General features: G+C 38.9%; 16 protein-coding genes and 1 pseudogene. 1 reads left to right on the top strand and 16 read right to left on the bottom strand.

Annotation, left to right across the window (positions count from 1 at the left end; genetic code table 11):
- Positions 1–39 precede the first annotated feature (39 nt).
- The 6 genes from WKT11_RS07950 to WKT11_RS07925 all read right to left on the bottom strand — a co-directional run bounded on the left by WKT11_RS07950 (position 40) and on the right by WKT11_RS07925 (position 6,334).
- The gene (locus WKT11_RS07950; RefSeq protein ID WP_181993256.1) at positions 40–270 is read right to left on the bottom strand and encodes a hypothetical protein; all 231 of its coding nucleotides are present in this window, start codon (positions 268–270) and stop codon (positions 40–42) included.
- A gap of 181 nt (positions 271–451) precedes the next feature.
- On the bottom strand, positions 452–1,225 hold the full coding sequence (locus WKT11_RS07945; protein ID WP_117844547.1) for a Cof-type HAD-IIB family hydrolase: 774 nt from the start codon (positions 1,223–1,225) through the stop codon (positions 452–454).
- Between the two features lie 164 nt (positions 1,226–1,389).
- Positions 1,390–3,159: a glycoside hydrolase family 36 protein gene (locus WKT11_RS07940; protein ID WP_117844549.1), complete on the bottom strand. Its 1,770-nt coding sequence runs from the start codon at positions 3,157–3,159 to the stop codon at positions 1,390–1,392.
- A 131-nt stretch (positions 3,160–3,290) separates the two neighbouring features.
- On the bottom strand, positions 3,291–4,151 hold the full coding sequence (locus tag WKT11_RS07935) for a carbohydrate ABC transporter permease (RefSeq protein ID WP_117844551.1): 861 nt from the start codon (positions 4,149–4,151) through the stop codon (positions 3,291–3,293).
- Positions 4,151–5,035 carry a carbohydrate ABC transporter permease gene (locus WKT11_RS07930; RefSeq protein ID WP_117844552.1) on the bottom strand — a complete coding sequence of 295 codons (885 nt, stop codon included), beginning with the start codon at positions 5,033–5,035 and terminating at the stop codon, positions 4,151–4,153. Before WKT11_RS07930 ends, WKT11_RS07935 begins: the two co-directional genes overlap by 1 nt.
- 24 nt (positions 5,036–5,059) lie before the next feature.
- Positions 5,060–6,334, bottom strand: a complete 1,275-nt coding sequence (locus WKT11_RS07925) for an ABC transporter substrate-binding protein (RefSeq protein WP_117844554.1) — start codon at positions 6,332–6,334, stop codon at positions 5,060–5,062.
- A 172-nt stretch (positions 6,335–6,506) separates the two neighbouring features.
- Between WKT11_RS07925 and WKT11_RS07920 the strand changes: the two genes are divergently transcribed.
- Positions 6,507–7,373, top strand: a complete 867-nt coding sequence (locus WKT11_RS07920; RefSeq protein WP_117844556.1) for an AraC family transcriptional regulator — start codon at positions 6,507–6,509, stop codon at positions 7,371–7,373.
- An 89-nt stretch (positions 7,374–7,462) separates the two neighbouring features.
- On the opposite strand, the pseudogene WKT11_RS07915 reads toward WKT11_RS07920, so the two are convergent.
- The 10 genes and pseudogenes from WKT11_RS07915 to WKT11_RS07875 all read right to left on the bottom strand — a co-directional run.
- A pseudogene (locus WKT11_RS07915) lies at positions 7,463–7,795 on the bottom strand (FprA family A-type flavoprotein); the annotation flags it as partial.
- Positions 7,744–7,947: a hypothetical protein gene (locus WKT11_RS19980; protein ID WP_243098832.1), complete on the bottom strand. Its 204-nt coding sequence runs from the start codon at positions 7,945–7,947 to the stop codon at positions 7,744–7,746. The pseudogene WKT11_RS07915 and the gene WKT11_RS19980, both read right to left, overlap by 52 nt.
- A 196-nt stretch (positions 7,948–8,143) precedes the next feature.
- A complete protein-coding gene (gene hflC / locus WKT11_RS07910) occupies positions 8,144–9,010 on the bottom strand; it encodes a protease modulator HflC (protein ID WP_019160930.1) in 867 nt (288 codons plus the stop codon).
- Positions 9,011–9,113: 103 nt separating this feature from the next.
- Positions 9,114–10,136, bottom strand: coding sequence for an FtsH protease activity modulator HflK (gene hflK, locus WKT11_RS07905; protein WP_243009882.1), 1,023 nt, complete (start codon positions 10,134–10,136; stop codon positions 9,114–9,116).
- Between the two features lie 308 nt (positions 10,137–10,444).
- Positions 10,445–10,603 (bottom strand): hypothetical protein, encoded by a 159-nt coding sequence (locus tag WKT11_RS07900; RefSeq protein WP_207662538.1) that lies wholly within the window; start codon positions 10,601–10,603, stop codon positions 10,445–10,447.
- A gap of 10 nt (positions 10,604–10,613) precedes the next feature.
- Positions 10,614–10,961, bottom strand: a complete 348-nt coding sequence (locus WKT11_RS07895; RefSeq protein WP_243009883.1) for a nucleotidyltransferase domain-containing protein — start codon at positions 10,959–10,961, stop codon at positions 10,614–10,616.
- Between the two features lie 85 nt (positions 10,962–11,046).
- Positions 11,047–12,054 carry a hypothetical protein gene (locus WKT11_RS07890; protein ID WP_117844560.1) on the bottom strand — a complete coding sequence of 336 codons (1,008 nt, stop codon included), beginning with the start codon at positions 12,052–12,054 and terminating at the stop codon, positions 11,047–11,049.
- A gap of 302 nt (positions 12,055–12,356) precedes the next feature.
- Positions 12,357–14,174, bottom strand: a complete 1,818-nt coding sequence (locus WKT11_RS07885; RefSeq protein ID WP_117844562.1) for an amino acid ABC transporter ATP-binding/permease protein — start codon at positions 14,172–14,174, stop codon at positions 12,357–12,359.
- The gene (locus tag WKT11_RS07880) at positions 14,167–15,909 is read right to left on the bottom strand and encodes an ABC transporter ATP-binding protein/permease (protein ID WP_117844563.1); all 1,743 of its coding nucleotides are present in this window, start codon (positions 15,907–15,909) and stop codon (positions 14,167–14,169) included. The genes WKT11_RS07885 and WKT11_RS07880 overlap by 8 nt, the downstream gene beginning before the upstream one ends.
- On the bottom strand, positions 15,906–16,253 hold the full coding sequence (locus WKT11_RS07875) for a nitrous oxide-stimulated promoter family protein (RefSeq protein ID WP_117675732.1): 348 nt from the start codon (positions 16,251–16,253) through the stop codon (positions 15,906–15,908). The genes WKT11_RS07880 and WKT11_RS07875 overlap by 4 nt, the downstream gene beginning before the upstream one ends.
- Position 16,254: the final 1 nt, after the last annotated feature.

The raw sequence follows: 16,254 nt of genomic DNA, 5'->3' as shown, positions 1-16,254 counted from the left end.
ACAACTTTTCATTAAGCCCAAGAATCAGCGGCAGGATCATTACGGAAGCGCATTCAAACAGAAATGTTCTGAGGAATGAAATGACTGCCAATGTAAGTCCATCATTGAGGGCTGTAAAGAAAGCGGAACCAAATATGGCAATCCCTGCGAAGATAAAGGAAAAAGCGCATCACCAACCATATTTATCACACCTGCAGTAACTGTCACAACCAGTCCCAGTTTCGGCTTTTCTGCGGTAACAGCCAGGCTTGAAAATGCATATTGCAGCATAAGAAATGGTAATGCTACAAGAATAATTCTTCCTCCGTCCAGTTGCTTAGCGCTTTACATTCAGCCTCAAATAGTCGTGCAGCTGTCTTGGAAGTATATATTTTTCCTTTTTCAGTAAGATATACCATCTTCGATTTTCCATTGCATTTTTATTTTCTTCTTTCTACACTTTTAGCACTTCCTATAACGAAATACTGAACATTTCTGCTACTTCCCTGGCTACTCCATTTTCTTCGCAATCAGCTACAACTTTCTCTGCCATGTTAATAATCTGCGGAACTGCATTTGCAACTGCTCTACTGTGACAGAACTCCCTGAACAGACATACATCATTCACTCCATCGCCAAACACCATTACTTCCTCTGATGATATGGCATTTTCATCTATAATACGTTTTACCATTTGAAATTTATCAGCTGCCGGAGAAGTAATCTCCACATTCCAGGGAGCTGAAGAAGTGACATGTATATCTGTTCTGCCTTTTAATTTCTCTTTTGCCTGCTGAATGTTTTCATAATCTTTAGAAAAAGCAAAAATCTTCAAAATATAAGCTGTTCCCTTCCGATATTCCTGAAACGGAATAAGATCCGATGAATCATCCAGCAATCTTGGCGCAGTAGCATAGTTACCTTCAGAAGTATTTATCTCCAGATCAATATTTCTCTTTGTAAAAAATGTAATTAATTCTTCACATATGTCCTGAGGTAATGCCTCATAATACTGTTTTTCTCCATTACAACTACGGTATTCTGCCCCGTTCAGCAAAATCATATCCAAATCAATATCTGCCTTTTTCAGCACAGGTTTTACTGTTTCGAATCCTCTCCCAGTGGCAATTACCCAACTGATTCCCATCTGCTGTGATCTTCTGATTATTTCAGCCGTAAGAACACTCATCTCTCCATTCTTTCCAGTCAGAGTCATATCCAAATCGCTGACGATCATTCGTATCATAATACCATTCCCCCATATGTTTGTGAATTTTGAATACAGTGCTGTTTGAAAATACTTTCTACAAAATGTACGCTTAAGCTACATAAACTGAATAAGAGTAGAACCTCCCACATATGAATTTTGGGGACAAAATACTTTTTGCCCCCAAAGTTATATTTATGGTATCACAGCTTTCTTGTAAATTCAACCATTCCAGAAGTTGGAACAGAAATTATAACAAATTGATTAGCCGACACTTCGTTACTCTCCATTAAATTTCCATAGCAGTCCCGTACTTCATATTTAAGAGTATCTGAGGAATTACACCTGAAGCATACCTCTTCTTCCTTTACAGCGTGAATATAATAAATTTTCTTATTAATATCTCTTAAATCTGCCAGTCTTCCTTTACTGTAATGCACCAGTATTTTTTCATTTCCACATTCTGCACAGACCTCCGGATAAAGATTTTCCGGTTCTTCTGGCTGAATCTGGCTATGTAACAGAATTTCTCTCTTTTCATCCATAAACCCAAGCCAGAACAATAACATTCGCTTCATATCATCCGTTATCTGATCCAGACATACCGAAATCTGTACAGTTGCAAACAAACAGCTCAACAACTGTAATCCTGCATCTTCCGGCTTCTCATCAGGATGCCACATCAGCATATCTGAATGAACCGCTGTACTGCCACTTAAAAGCCGCAGGTCAATCGTACCTGTTCGATTGCTGACTGCGGATCCCGGACAGTCACTTACACGAAAAATATTTCCGTATCTTCGTATCTGAGGTCCAATATATCTTTGTCTGAACTCAATCAGAATATCCGGGCGGATTTTTTTCAGAGTATCCATAACATCTGTAAGGAAAATATTCAGCGCATCCTGTATATCATGACAATCCATTTGCTCATTATAGGAAGGACTTTCTTCCTGGAAATAGAACTCATCAATAAAATCCAGTTTTAAGCCATCCAGATTCCAGTCTTTTACTGCTTTTACATAGATTGCTTTCAGATATTCCCGGACTTCCGGATATCTCAAGTCAAAGATTCCAGCCTGCTGACTTTCATTATATCTCAATAGTTTATCATGAAATCTTTCCCATGCTTTGGTATTTTTTCCAATATAAGGTACAGAGAACCATAAAAGATATTTCAGCCCCATAGCCTGTACCCTTGCTACATGCTGCGCAAAATCAGGGAATTTCTGCTGTGATGGTTCCCAGTCTCCACAATAAGCGTATCCTCTGTTATTATCTTCTGTCTGCCATCCATCATCTACGATAATTGCTGAAAATCCCATTTCGGCAGCACGCAGACTTTCTTCTTCTACACTCTCTGCCGTAATATTCTGGTGTTGGGAATACCAGAAGGAATACATCGGTTTCTTTGCAAGCTCAGGAACTTCTGCCGGCATGATATTCAGTGTCTCTTCCCACCAGTATCTGACTTTATCAAGAACTTCCCAGTATTTTTTTCTTTCTATTGATTCCCAGATTGTAATTTTCAAATCTTTTTCGCTGAAGCCCTGCGTAACCGGAATTTCAATTACACACAGCATATTTCCATCTTCTTCATGAATTCCACACTTCATAAATACTTTCTGGCGTACTTCTGAAAGAGCGATTGTATGGCGGTTCATTCCGTCAGAATTATAAAAGCATACAACCGGCGCGGAACTTGCCGTCATAGATTCCACAGCAGAATCATAATCTGCTTTTACAGAACGGTCAAATTTACATATTGGAAACCATCTGCCACTGATATCTGTTGCAGGAAAAACAAATTCCAGTCTGATCGTACCTTCCTTGTTGTCTTCTGCCTGTTGTTTCATCTCAATATCCACGTATGTTATCTTCACGTCCTGAAGCTTATTTTCTTCCTGAACACATGTGTTTATTTTTAGATTGCTGTAAACTGTCATATAGTTATTCTCAGTAATTTTTTTCATTTTGCTTCTCCATATACACAGTAATCCTGTATCGCCATTACTATTAGTCAATCAGGGGGGATATTTTCAACCCTCTTCACCATTTACTCATAATTTTGATACAGGATCTGCTCTTTTTATAATTTTTCAGGTTATGATTTTACGGCTCCTGCCACAACACCTGCGATAATGTACTTCTGCAAAAACAGATACAGTACAATTACCGGTGCTGCGACCATAAGTAATGATGCCATGATCAGCCCCAAATCTGAAGAATATGTTCCATAAAACATCTGTGTCGCAATTGGAAGCGTATACAATTCTTTCTGTGTCAGAACCAGAGATGGAAGCAGGAAATCATTCCAGATACCCATTGCATACAAGATTACCAGTGTAGCGGTGGTAGGTTTTAACAATGGAAATACGATTCTGAAGAACGTCTGATATTTTGTACAGCCATCCAGCTTCGCTGCTTCTTCCAGTGACATTGGAATATTACTTTTGATAAATCCATGATACATGAAAACTGATTGTGCTGTTGAAAATCCCACATGCATCAGAATCAGCGTCAGTCTATGATTCAGGATATGAAGATTTCCTCCGTAAATTGACACCAGTGGAATCATGATAACCTGAAATGGAATTACCATGGAAGCAATCATCAGTCCGAAAAATATTTTGTTTATTTTATAATCCATTCTGACAAACAGATATGCACACATCGCAGATGTAATAATGATCAGCACAACACTGACACCTGTAATGCAAAGAGAATTCAAGAATGCTCTGATAAAATTCATTTTATGGAATGCTTCCACGTAATTATCCAGAGACGCTCCATGACTTCCGATCAGCGCCATAGGCTCCTTAATAATATCTCTTTTGATTTTGAAAGAATTAATGATAACCATTACAAATGGAAACATATAAACGACCAGTGCACAGATAAGAACAATAATTTTTATTGCTAATCCGGCTTTTTTATGTACATATCCTCTCTGGTTTAAATCCATTATGCTTCCACCTCCTTACGTTTACCCATTACCGCCTGAGAAATTGAAATTACGGCAATTACCAGGAATAAAATCAAGGCTTCTGCCTGTCCAAGACCATATTCTTTTGCTGAGAATGCCATATTGTATACATACATCGCAGCCAGTCTTGTAGAATTGAATGGTCCTCCCTGTGTCAGGGAAATGTTTACATCATAAGTAACAAATGCTCTTGAAATTGCGAGGAAAAAGCAGATTGTAAATGTACCCGCCATTAATGGCAAAGTAATATAGCGCATTGTTTTCTTTTCATCACATCCATCAATACGTGCTGCCTCTTTTAAATTCTCAGAAACACCCATCAAACCGGCAATATAAATCAACATAAGATAACCGGAAAGCTGCCAGACTGTGACGATGATCAACGCCCAGAAAGCCTTTACCGGATCTGATAGCCAGGAAGACGAAAATAACTGAATTCCTGTTTTTTCTCCGATAATTAAAATTCCTTTATTAAATACAAACTGCCAGATATAACCAAGTACAATTCCACCGATCAGATTCGGGGTAAAAAATGCTGCGCGGAAAAAGTTACTTCCTTTAATTTTACTGGTAACGAGATAAGCAAGTAAAAATGCAACCACATTTGCCAGAATAACGGAAATCAATGCATAAAGGATTGTTTTTCCAAGAGAAACCCAGAACTCTTTATCCTGAAACAGTCTTGAATAATTTTCAAATCCGACACATGGTATTTTGCTTGAGATTCCATCCCATCCTGTAAAAGTCAGATAAATACCATAAATAAATGGAAGCAGTACTACACAGGAAAACAAAATAACAGACGGACCGCCAAATCCCAGAAATGTCACGACTTTACTGCTTAATTTGTTATTTTTTTTCATCAATCACAGCCTCCTGTCCCTTTCTTACTGTTTCTGCCAATAACTCTCAATGCTTGCTTCCAGTTCTTCTCTTGTGCACTGGTCGCCTAAATATTTCTGCATTTCTGCTCCAAGCGTTTTCCAGTGGTCTCCCGGTAAGTTTGCAAATGTTTCAAAGATCTTCTCATCTGCTGTATATTTCTGTACAGATGCGCCTAATGGATTCGTTACTTCCAGATCAATATTGGAAAATGCCGGTACAAGATTACATTTATTTACAAGGAAATCCTGTCCATCTTCATCATATACAAGCCAATGTAAGAAATCTTTTGCTGCCTGCTGCTGTTTTTCATCATTATATTTGGTATCGATCATCAGATACTTTGTTGCACCACCGCAAAGATTTTCTGTTGCATCATTATCAGCATCATTCTGTGGAATCGGCATAATTCCATACTCTGTATCGTCCTCTGCAAACTCAGACATCTCAGCCCATGCCCAATTTCCATTAAACCAGAATGCAATATCTCCTTCTGTGATACTGATAGCATTTTCATCATAATCAGAAGCCAGAGGATTGTCTTTGTTCATATTGTACTCTTTAAGAAGATCAAACGTATCCATTAAAGAATTCCACCTGTCATTATCACCCAGTTTTACAGAACCATCTTTGATTCCGTCAACAAAATCCTGCGCTCCTTTGGCTGTTCCATCCTGCTCCTCATATACCTGAGTCAGATAATGTCCGCCCAGAGACCAGTCTTCCATATTTAAGGCTACCGGTGTTTCCATACCGCCATCTACCAGCTTATCAAGAATCGCTTTTAAATCATCGGTAGTTTTAATCTGTGATGGATCAAATTCTTCACCTGTTACTTCTTCAATAGCAGTTTTGTTATAAATCAGACCACGAGCTTCGATGCAGAATGGAAAACCTTTTAATTTATCATTCACAACACAGCCAAACTTTGTGCCTCCTATATCTGCCCATTCTTCATCAGAAAGATCCATGGCATATTCATCAAGCATCAGGATATCCTGTACATCTCCCATAAAAATAGTTGGTACCTCACCTGAAGCGTATCTTTTTGTAATATCTTCAGAAGGAGAATCTCCGACTGTTACAGATACTTCAACTTTAACACCTGTCGTTTTCTCATATTCCTCTGCAAGCTCTTCCCACTGTGTCTGAAGTTCGTCCTTTGTATTAAGTATTGTAATTTTTGTATTATCATCTGCCATTACTGCTATACTTCCCATACCAAGACTGGATACTGCCAATGCTGTACAAAGTGCCGCTGCTACAACTTTTCTTCTCATAAAAAATTCCTCCGTTAATATTTTTTCTCTTTTTTTATTCGTTCTTTCACCTGATCAGGTTTTCTTTTCTCTAGCGCTTCTGTTTATATTAAACACGATTATGCTTGATTTTCATATAGTATTTTCCGATAAGAATATGGAAAAAACTAACTTTTTATAATATAATAAACGCATGGACGAATATAAAGAGACCTCACACAACCTGATTTATAAATCTACCTCTGATCTGGCGATCTACAGTGCCGGTTACGAAGAATGCTCACCAGGATATAGTTACGGACCGAGAATCCGTTCCTATCATGTCATTCACTTTGTTCTGTCGGGAAAAGGAGCCCTGCATATTAACCAGCATGTATTTCAGTGTCAGAAAGGAGATGTATTTATCATTCCTTCCGGAAAAGTATCTTTTTATCAGGCTTCTTCCACAGATCCCTGGAGTTATGCGTGGATAAATTTTCTTGGGATAAACTCTGAAATGTATGTATATCAGCTTATGACCTCAAGCGATGATGTCTATGTTCTTCACGGACTTGATACTGAGAAATATAAGAAATGTATTTTGGAGATTCTTTCTATTTTTAATAATAATATAAGCAGTTATTTCTATGCAAACAGTGTCCTGCTGCGCATTATATCATATCTTTATGCAGATGTAGGTTTTCAGGAAAAAAGCTGGGGAAAGATTTCCATTGCTGATGAAATCAAATTTTATCTGGACATGAAATATTCAGAAAAACTCAGGCTCCAGGATGTTGCCAGAAAATTTAATGTTCATCCCAATTATATGACAAGAATTTTTCATGAGAAATTTAATGTTTCTCCCAAGCAGTATCTGATGGATCTGAAATTAAAAAAAGCCTGCCGTCTTTTAACTACGACAGAACTTCCTGTATCTACCATTTCCAGCTCTTTGGGATTTGATGATCAGATGGCATTTTCCAAAACATTCAAGAAAGAATATGGAAAGTCTCCTTCTGCTTACCGCGCAGACTCCCGGCTTTCCAGTATTGGTTTAGTTGCTGATTCTGAATATTCATAAGGTAGCAGAACTTTTAATCCTGCTGCCTTTTATTTTGAATATATAAGCTATTTGCTTTTATTTGAAGATTTTATTTGCAAAGTTCCTCAGCCATAGCGGAAAGCATCCTCTACTGCCTCTGCCATATCTTCTCTTGCAAGGTCGCATACGACAACCTTCGGGCAGCCTTTTTCTTCCAGTTTCTGTGCCAGAAGTTCTACTGCCTTCTTCGTATTTCCATAGACAGATGTATAAGCGATCATAACACCTTCGCTCTCTACTTTATAGGAAGACCAGATATCATATTTCTCGATGTAATGTCCCAGATTCTCTGTAAGGATCGGACCATGAAGAGGACAAATAGTCTGGATATCCAGAGTTGCTGCTACTTTCAGAAGTTTCTGAACCTGCGGGCCATATTTTCCAACGATTCCGATATAATAACAGCATCTACAGTATCCATAACTGCGATCTTTTCATCCATGATCACATATGAGTTATAAGACATACCGTTTGGCACTACATACTGACCTTCAAACAGATCTACCTGATGATCATTTACACCTACATAATAAATATCATTTCCGATTTTCATGATAAAATGTTCCTCCTTAGCAATATCCGAGCCGGTCAAATCCGGTTAAAAATTCCAATTTTTTATTTCTGAACCTATTATATCCACATTCATATCGTTCGTCAAGTCTCATACCTGCTTATAAAGTCAATTTCTCATCTATTTTATATAAAAATCTGGAAATACTTGAGAGTGTACTATTGCTACTTTTTTTCTTTTATTTCCCTTCAAAAATCTGAGCGATCGGTGAATCCGCGGACAGTATCACTGTTTTGTCCTCACCTTTCATAGATGTCTTCAGCGCATCCAGACTTCTCACAAAAGAATAAAACTCACTCCTGTCCTCTTCTCCATAAGCTTGCGCAAGGATTTTCATATATTCCTGCTCACCCTCTGCTTCCAGGATCTCTGCCTGTTTTTTTGCATCAGAAATCTGGATTGCTACTTCTTTGTCTGTTTTATTTCGAATCACCTTTGCTTCGGAATTTCCCTCTGCCTTGTAAGTCGCTGCAATATTATCTCGTTCAGAAATCATTCGTTCATACACAGCTTCCTTATTATCATCCGGCAAATCCAGCTGCTTGGTTTCGAATTTGAGAAGTTCGATTCCATACTGATCCATGTTTGTTCCTATTGCCTCCATAACCATATCAGACAGTTCTCCGTCACGGCTTGTGATCACCTGATCCTGTGACATACTGCTGATCGCATTTTTGGTGGCATTATACACAGCAGTATTAATTCGGCTCTCACCACTTTCCACAGAAGAGTTTAATGTCTGTGCAAATTTAAGCGGATCGCTGATTTTCCAGAGAACATAGCTGTCGCTGATCATCGTTTTCTTATCTTTTGTAATTACATCAGATGCTGCCAGATCATACAGCAATGTTTCCTTTGGCAATGACTGTGTACTCTCTATAAACGGAATCTTAAAACTGATTCCCGATGAGCTGATCACCCTGTCAACCTTACCAAACTGGCGGATCAGTTTGTATTCGTTTTGCTGAGTTACTGTTACTGATGCTCCGACAGCTACAACCGCTGCAGCCACACCAATTAATATTCCAACTTTCTTACCTTTCATAATAAATCCTTTCGTTTGTCATAGGCGGAAACCCGCTGCCTTTAGGTGATGGGTAGTTGACTTACTAAAACACCTTTTATATGAAATATTTTCTGTCATTTCATTATTCGTTCTCAGAATCATTTAAATTTTGTGTGTCCTGAGCAGGATCTGTGTTCAGTGTCTCTGTCGGATTCTCTGAACTGTTCCCTGTAAAAGAATCTAACGGCAGAACCTTCTTCACTCCATCTCCATTATCAATCACAATCTTCATTCCCGGCAACACATCTTCCATTGTCTCATAGAACATACGCTTCTTTGTGATCTCCGGATTCTTTACATACTCCTCATACATGGCATTAAAACGTGCAACCTCAGCTTCCGCTTCATTAATCCTTACCTGTTTCTGCGCCTCAGCATCCTGAATGATCTGGTCTGCTTCTGCCTCAGCCTCCGGAAGCTTTTCGTTTCTGTATTTATTAGCATTATTCAAAGCAGTTTCTTTTCCCTGCTTGGCAGTTTCTACTGCTTTAAATGCTTTCATAACTTCCTGTGTGGGCGGTTCTGAATCCTGGATTGTGATATTCACAAGCTGGATTCCCAAATCCTGTTCCTCCATCTGTTTCAGTATCATTTCTTTGATCTTGCTCTGGATTTCACCTTTTCCGGTTGTAAGTACTTCATCCACATCATAACTTGCGATTACTGTACGGATACAGCTTTGAGAAATATTTTTTAGAATATCTTCCGGTTCCTCTGAATTGTAAAGATATTTTACCGGTTCTAAAATTCTGTACTCAACAAAGAAATCTACATCAATAAAGTTATAATCCGAGGTAATCATAATGCCCTCATTCTCAACCACCGAATTATCTCCCATACTATATCCAATAGGAAATCCCTGGATCGTTGTATTTACTTTCTGTACTTTCTGTATAAAAGGAATCTTAAAATGCAGTCCCGTTTCTGCCACTGCTTTCGGCACTCCGAAAGTTGTCAGTACTGCCTGTTCCTGCTCCTGGATCTGATAGGTAGCATCTCCTGCAAGCCCTGCAATAATTACCAGCCCTGCTGCTCCTATTACAATACGTTTCACATGTTTTCCCGGCTTCTGTAATTTTTTAAAAGGATTTACTTTTTCGTTCACTTTTCTCCTCCGTTTCACCATTTGGCAAGATTAAATTTTTTGCTTCTAAAAATTTCTGAAGAAAAGAAAAAGACTTTCATTTCAGACATAAGATGAGCTATTCTCTTAATATCTAAAACAAAAGTCTTGCCGATTATATCATAATGCGGGCATTCTTAATCTGCCGTTCTGACGCATTTATGTACCATTTATAGGAAAAACAAGTCCAGTTCTTCATAACGATGGCCGCTACTCCCTTTTCTTTGAGTAGCATCATATCATAACTATTTACAAAATGCAAGAAATATTTTTATGTAATCTCAGTGTCATTATTCTGTATACATATTTCCATTATCATCTGTATTCGAAGAACCATCTCCTGAATTACCCGGAACAGAATTTTGGTCAGTTGAATTTTCTCCTGTACTATCGGAAGTATTCACTCCAGTTTGATTCTGACCTTTTATTTCTTCCTGAGTATTCTCCACCTTAACATTATTAAAACTCTGCTTCCATATTTCCTTTTAGAAATTTCATCAGTCTGTTCAGACTATGTGTACGCAAAATATTTTCAAAATCTTTCTGTTGCATAGCATCATCCAATTCCTCAGAGGATACTTCTGATTTTAGAAGATAAAGATATTTTTTTAGCTCTGGCCGGGAGCGGAATGACTCTGACAGTTCCAGAAACAGATCAACATCACTGCTATATTTCTCTTCTCCCCGTGCACAACTGCCATACAGATATATTGTCTTAATATAAGGCTTTATGCATGATGACTGAATAGCTCTTAAAGCATACTCCGCTGCATTTCTCTGCCGTTTTGATCTGATACATGTCAGCATTTTCTATCCCTCCGTTTTCTCTACATATTATTTACAGATTATGCTTACATTTTCTGCTTCAGGATTTCTTTCTCTATTTTAGTGCTTATTCTGGTAGAATTCCATATTCCTTATATAACCGTTTTCGAGTCTCTGCATTTGTCACAACAGACTGTATTTCTGCACTTCTTCCATCCATAATCAGACGATTAAGCAAAGTGCTTAATCGTTCTTCGCCGATTGCTTCTCCAATCACTCTGCCCTTTGCTTCTCCAATTGCCCTGCCCTTTGCTTCTCCAATTGCCATGCCCCTTGCTTCTCCAATTGCTTTTGCCTCTGCTTCCGCCTCTTTTTGAAGCCGTTCGAGCCTTTCAGATTCCAGTTCAAGAACTTTTCCACCCATAGTCTCACCTATTCCTTTCCGGACTGTTTTTTCATTCCTGCATATATAGTCCGCTATTTTTATAATCAGTTTATTTAAATTCATGTATAAAGCCGTCTTATCTGCTCCTGAAAGTTCTCTTTCCAGATTTATCCGGATTTCCTCATAGTCGTTCAGCAAACTCTGGAACATTTCCGGATTCTCACTCATTTCATGAATATCCTTTTCATATCGCATAATATAAAATGGCAGAAGCATCAGTAAATTCTTTTCAAAAATACTGTCTCTTGTATATGTCTCCAATTTCATTGTCGGAACCCGATAATGTACTATGTTCTCATCCGAAAGTACCATCTCTATTTCCAGAAAATCCGGCGTATTCTTTCCGCTTCTCAAATATAATACGCAAGACTTTGGAAAATCCATCCTGTATTTGCATCCCTGTTTCTGCGCATTTTCGATTGCTATGGAGAAATCATATTCTATCATACGAATTGCCATAGTCGTATCATCTACACTTTGACATTCAATATGATACAATTTACCAGCAATCTTTAAACAGGAATCCGTGATAATCTCTCCGTTTTCCTGCTGATGTTCATTGCGCAGCTGCACAATCGGTACATTCTCCGGATAAGAAGTATGGAACACTTCATTAATCAAAGGTACTGCCAGATACGGCATTTTTTCAATCATTGTACGAAATACATCATCAAATATCGTATTATTCATTAGATACCTCACTTTTATTCTAACATACAGTAACAATACTTGAATACCCAAATTTGCACAAATATGTGTAAATTGTGTAACCTCTATCTTTCGTACTTATCTTCATAAAGGAAAATAAATGACTGAACAGTCTGGAATTTTCTTAGATATGTAGATTCAGTGTAACAAATGCATGTTATCCTGTCAATCAATAGTTTTCGACACATAGATGCCTAAAACACCACTCCTAAAATTTTAATTCAAAACAAGGCTGCTACATCATGTAATTAAACAGTGTAGCAGCCTCTTTTCTGATAAAAGGATTATGAGATTCTTCCATCTTTCATTTCAAATACAGTATCTGCGATATTCATCGTTGATTTCCTATGTGATACAAGTACCACAGTTTTTTTCTCTGACGCTTCTCTCAGAGATTTCAGAATGATTCCTTCATTCAAAGAATCCAGATTGGATGTCGGTTCATCCATCAAAATCAGAGGACTGTCGTGTAAAAACGCTCTGGCTATTCCAATTCGCTGCTTTTCACCACCGGATAAGGTATCCCCCAGTTCCCCAACTTCTGTATCATAGCCCTTCGGAAGTTTCATAATAAAGTCATGGATAGATGCTTTCTTTGCCGCTTTCATAATTTCCTCTCTGGAAGCATCTGGGCTGCCAACTGCGATGTTATTGGCAATAGAGTCGTGAAACAGATGCGTTTCCTGTGTCACATAGCTTTCCATATCTCTGAGATGTCTGGTCGGAATCTTTCTCACATTCTCACCGTCCACAGAAACACATCCTTTATCAACATCCCAGAAACGCATAAGGAGTTTCAACAGTGTAGATTTTCCGGAACCACTTGCCCCATGAATTCCTGTAATTTTGCCAGGTTCCAGTTTCAGAGAATAATCATCCAGAATTACTTCATCTTCATAGGCAAATGTAACATTCTGTGCTTGCGCACCTGAGAATATGCCTGATTTGTTATCCAAAAGATTTTCTGAAATATTTACAGAATCATCTTTTACATTTTCAGGAATTTCTTCCACCATCGGCTTTTCTTCCAATAACGAAAGAACTCTCTCCCCACTTGCCAGTGTCTGATTCAGATTATTAGACAGACTCGACAATACAACCACCGGACCAAAAGATCCCATCATTGCGATGGTGCAGGTCAGGATTCCCTCAAATCCCAGTTCTCCTCTTCCATACAGCCATATTGTCAGCGCCAGCATCCCAAAGGATGCAAGCAGGATCACCATATTTGTAAAAGATCTCTGAGAACCTTCCTGCTTGTTTAAACTTCTCTGCATTTTTGCAAGATTTCCGGAGCGTTGTGACATCTGCTCTTTTCGACTCTCTCCCTGTCCATATTGAATCGTCTCATCCAGACCGCGCAGAGAATCCAGGACAAAACTGTTCAGCTCTCCAAAATTTGTACGAAACTCCATTCCCATCTGACTTCCACGTCTGCCATTCCACACTGGAATCGCAACTCCAACTATCAGATAAGCTGCAAGAGCAAGAAGTCCCGCCATCCAGTGATATCTCCCTATAAAAACTATCATAATCAATGAGGTTAATGTTGCAATGGCAATCGGAGAAATGGTATGCGCGTAAAACACTTCCAGAAGTTCAATGTCTGTCGTAATGATTGAAATCAGATTTCCCTTATCTCTGCCTTCCAGCTTCGCCGGGCAAAGTTTTCTCAATGCAGCGAATACTTTGTGGCGGATGATTGCAAGGAGTTTAAATGCAATAAAATGATTACAGTACTGCTCTGCATAATGAAGGATTCCTCGAAGAACTGCAATAATAATCATTATAATAATAATTGTTTTTACAGGCGTATTTATCAGCCACAGATTCCTCACTGTAATCCCCACCGTCTGGGCAGACAATGCTACATCAGTTGTTTCAGTTGCTATCGCTGCTCCCATTTCTCCTGTCAGAATCCCATGTACGATCACCTGCCCTGCCAGAATCGTCAGGAAAATAGCGCACAGATATCCTGCTGTTCCAAGGATGATTGCTGCAATCATAATGTGAAGTAGCGGCTTCACCAGACCTATCAGACTTCCCATAATTGAAACGGCACTTCTGCGTTTTTTTGTTAAATTACTCTGCACCTCAGACATCCCTGTTCACCTGCCTTCTATAGTTCTCCAGTGCCATCTGGCTTTCATACAGATGTCTGTATTCACCGTCTTTTTGCATCAGTTCTTCATGCTTTCCATGTTCCTGTATTTTCCCGTTCTTCAGGAAATAAATCTGATCAGATTCTACTACATTTGCCAGTCGATGAGAAATCAGAAGCACTGTTTTGATTTTTGCCAGTTCATGAATCACATCCATGATCAATTCTTCACTCTCCACATCAATATTGGAAGCTGCCTCATCAAAAATATATACAGCAGCATCGTACAGCAATGCTCTGGCAATCACCAGTCTCTGACATTGTCCGCCGGACAGATTGCTGGCTTTTTCCAGCAACTTTGTCTGAAGACCATCCTGTGTCTGCAAAAATCCCAGAAGATTTACTTTCTTTAGAACTGCCTTCATTTCTTCCTCTGTTGCATCCGGTTTTGCCATACGAAGATTCTCTTCTACTGTTCCCTTAAACAGGTAACTGTTATGACGGACCAGTACCACATGTTTCATCAGATCTGACTCATTCACCTCAGAAAGCGATACTCCGCCAATGGTAATCTCTCCTGTAAATCCTCTGTTCTTTGCAGAAATGATCCCTGTAATCGTACTCTTACCGCATCCGGATTCTCCTACCAGAGATACAAAGTTTCCTGCCGGAAGATACAAATCAATCCCTTTTAAAATTTCTCTGTTTTCTTCATAGGCAAAATGTACATTCTTAAAAGAAATGTCTAATGAGTCATCTGGCAGATTTTTATCTCCTGTCTGAGGTTCTGGTAAATCTAATATTTTAAAAATCTTGTCACTCGCTGCCATTCCATTCATTGCAATATGAAAAAAAGATCCCAGCAGTCTTAACGGCAGGAAAAATTCACTTGCCAAAAGAACAATGCAAATCGTCCCTGAGATACTGATATTTCCTTTGAGAAATTCAGATAATGCAACTGCCATTCCAACCGCAGCACCACCGTATGCCACAATATCCATCACACTCGTAGAATTTAACTGCATCGTCAAAACTTTCATGGTAATTCTTCGAAAGTTCTGAGACTCCACGTCCATCTCATCCGCTTTCTGCTGATCTGCCTGATAAATCTTCAGCGTTGTAAGCCCTTGCAGATTTTCCAGAAAGGAATCTCCAAGTCCTGTATAAATACTCCAATATTTGTTCAGTAATTTCTTTGCGATTTTCTGTACCACTACGATAGAAATTGGAATCAATGGCACACAGATCAGAAGAACTACACTGGCTTTCATGCTCACCCGGCAAAGAATCACAAACAATGTCAGTGGTGCAATTAAACTGTAGAATAACTGCGGCAGGTATTTTCCGAAATAAGTTTCCAGCTGTTCTACGCCTTCCGTTGATACCTGAACTACCTCTGATGACGATACCTGCTCTTTATAGGACGCCCCAAGTTTCAGCATCTTTTCATAAATTTTTTCACGCAGGATCCGCTTTACATCCACACAGGCAAGATAAGATGATCTTGCGCCCATTCGTTCGCAGCTAAAGCGTACGATTACCACCAGAATCAGAGTAATGATCGTTCGCTCAACAACTGCTGCCGTTACGCTTTGATATATAACTCGTTCCAGTAAATCTGCAATCGAAAAAACTGCCAATACCTGTGACAGAAGTGCCACCCACTGCCATAGAATCGTATATACAATATACTTTTTCGCATGGGATAAGAGTCCCACCAGTCTTGTCTTTATCATAAGTTTTTTACCTTTGCCTCCCTTTTACTACATATCAGATGCCATATTGCAAGAATCGGATGATGTAGCAACATTCTTGGACCTGAAAAACGCATTACCTGACGAATCTGCTCTCTCTTTTCCGGTTTATAACAATGCACTTTACAGTTCGCGCAAAATGTCTTTTGTTCCATAAACGGGCATTTCTGGCTTCTGAGTTTCGCATAATCCGAAAGCTCCTGACAGACCGGACACATCTGCCTGCCCTGACGTTCCTCTTCCAAATGATTTTTCCGACAGTATAATCGAATCATTTCTTCCACAATGTACTGCTCTTTCTGCCGCTTCTTTTCCACCTTATTCATA

It is taken from the genome of Blautia sp. HCN-1074, assembly GCF_037890165.1.
Lineage (GTDB): Bacteria > Bacillota > Clostridia > Lachnospirales > Lachnospiraceae > Blautia_A.
This window is presented reverse-complemented; position numbering and strand designations above follow the sequence as displayed.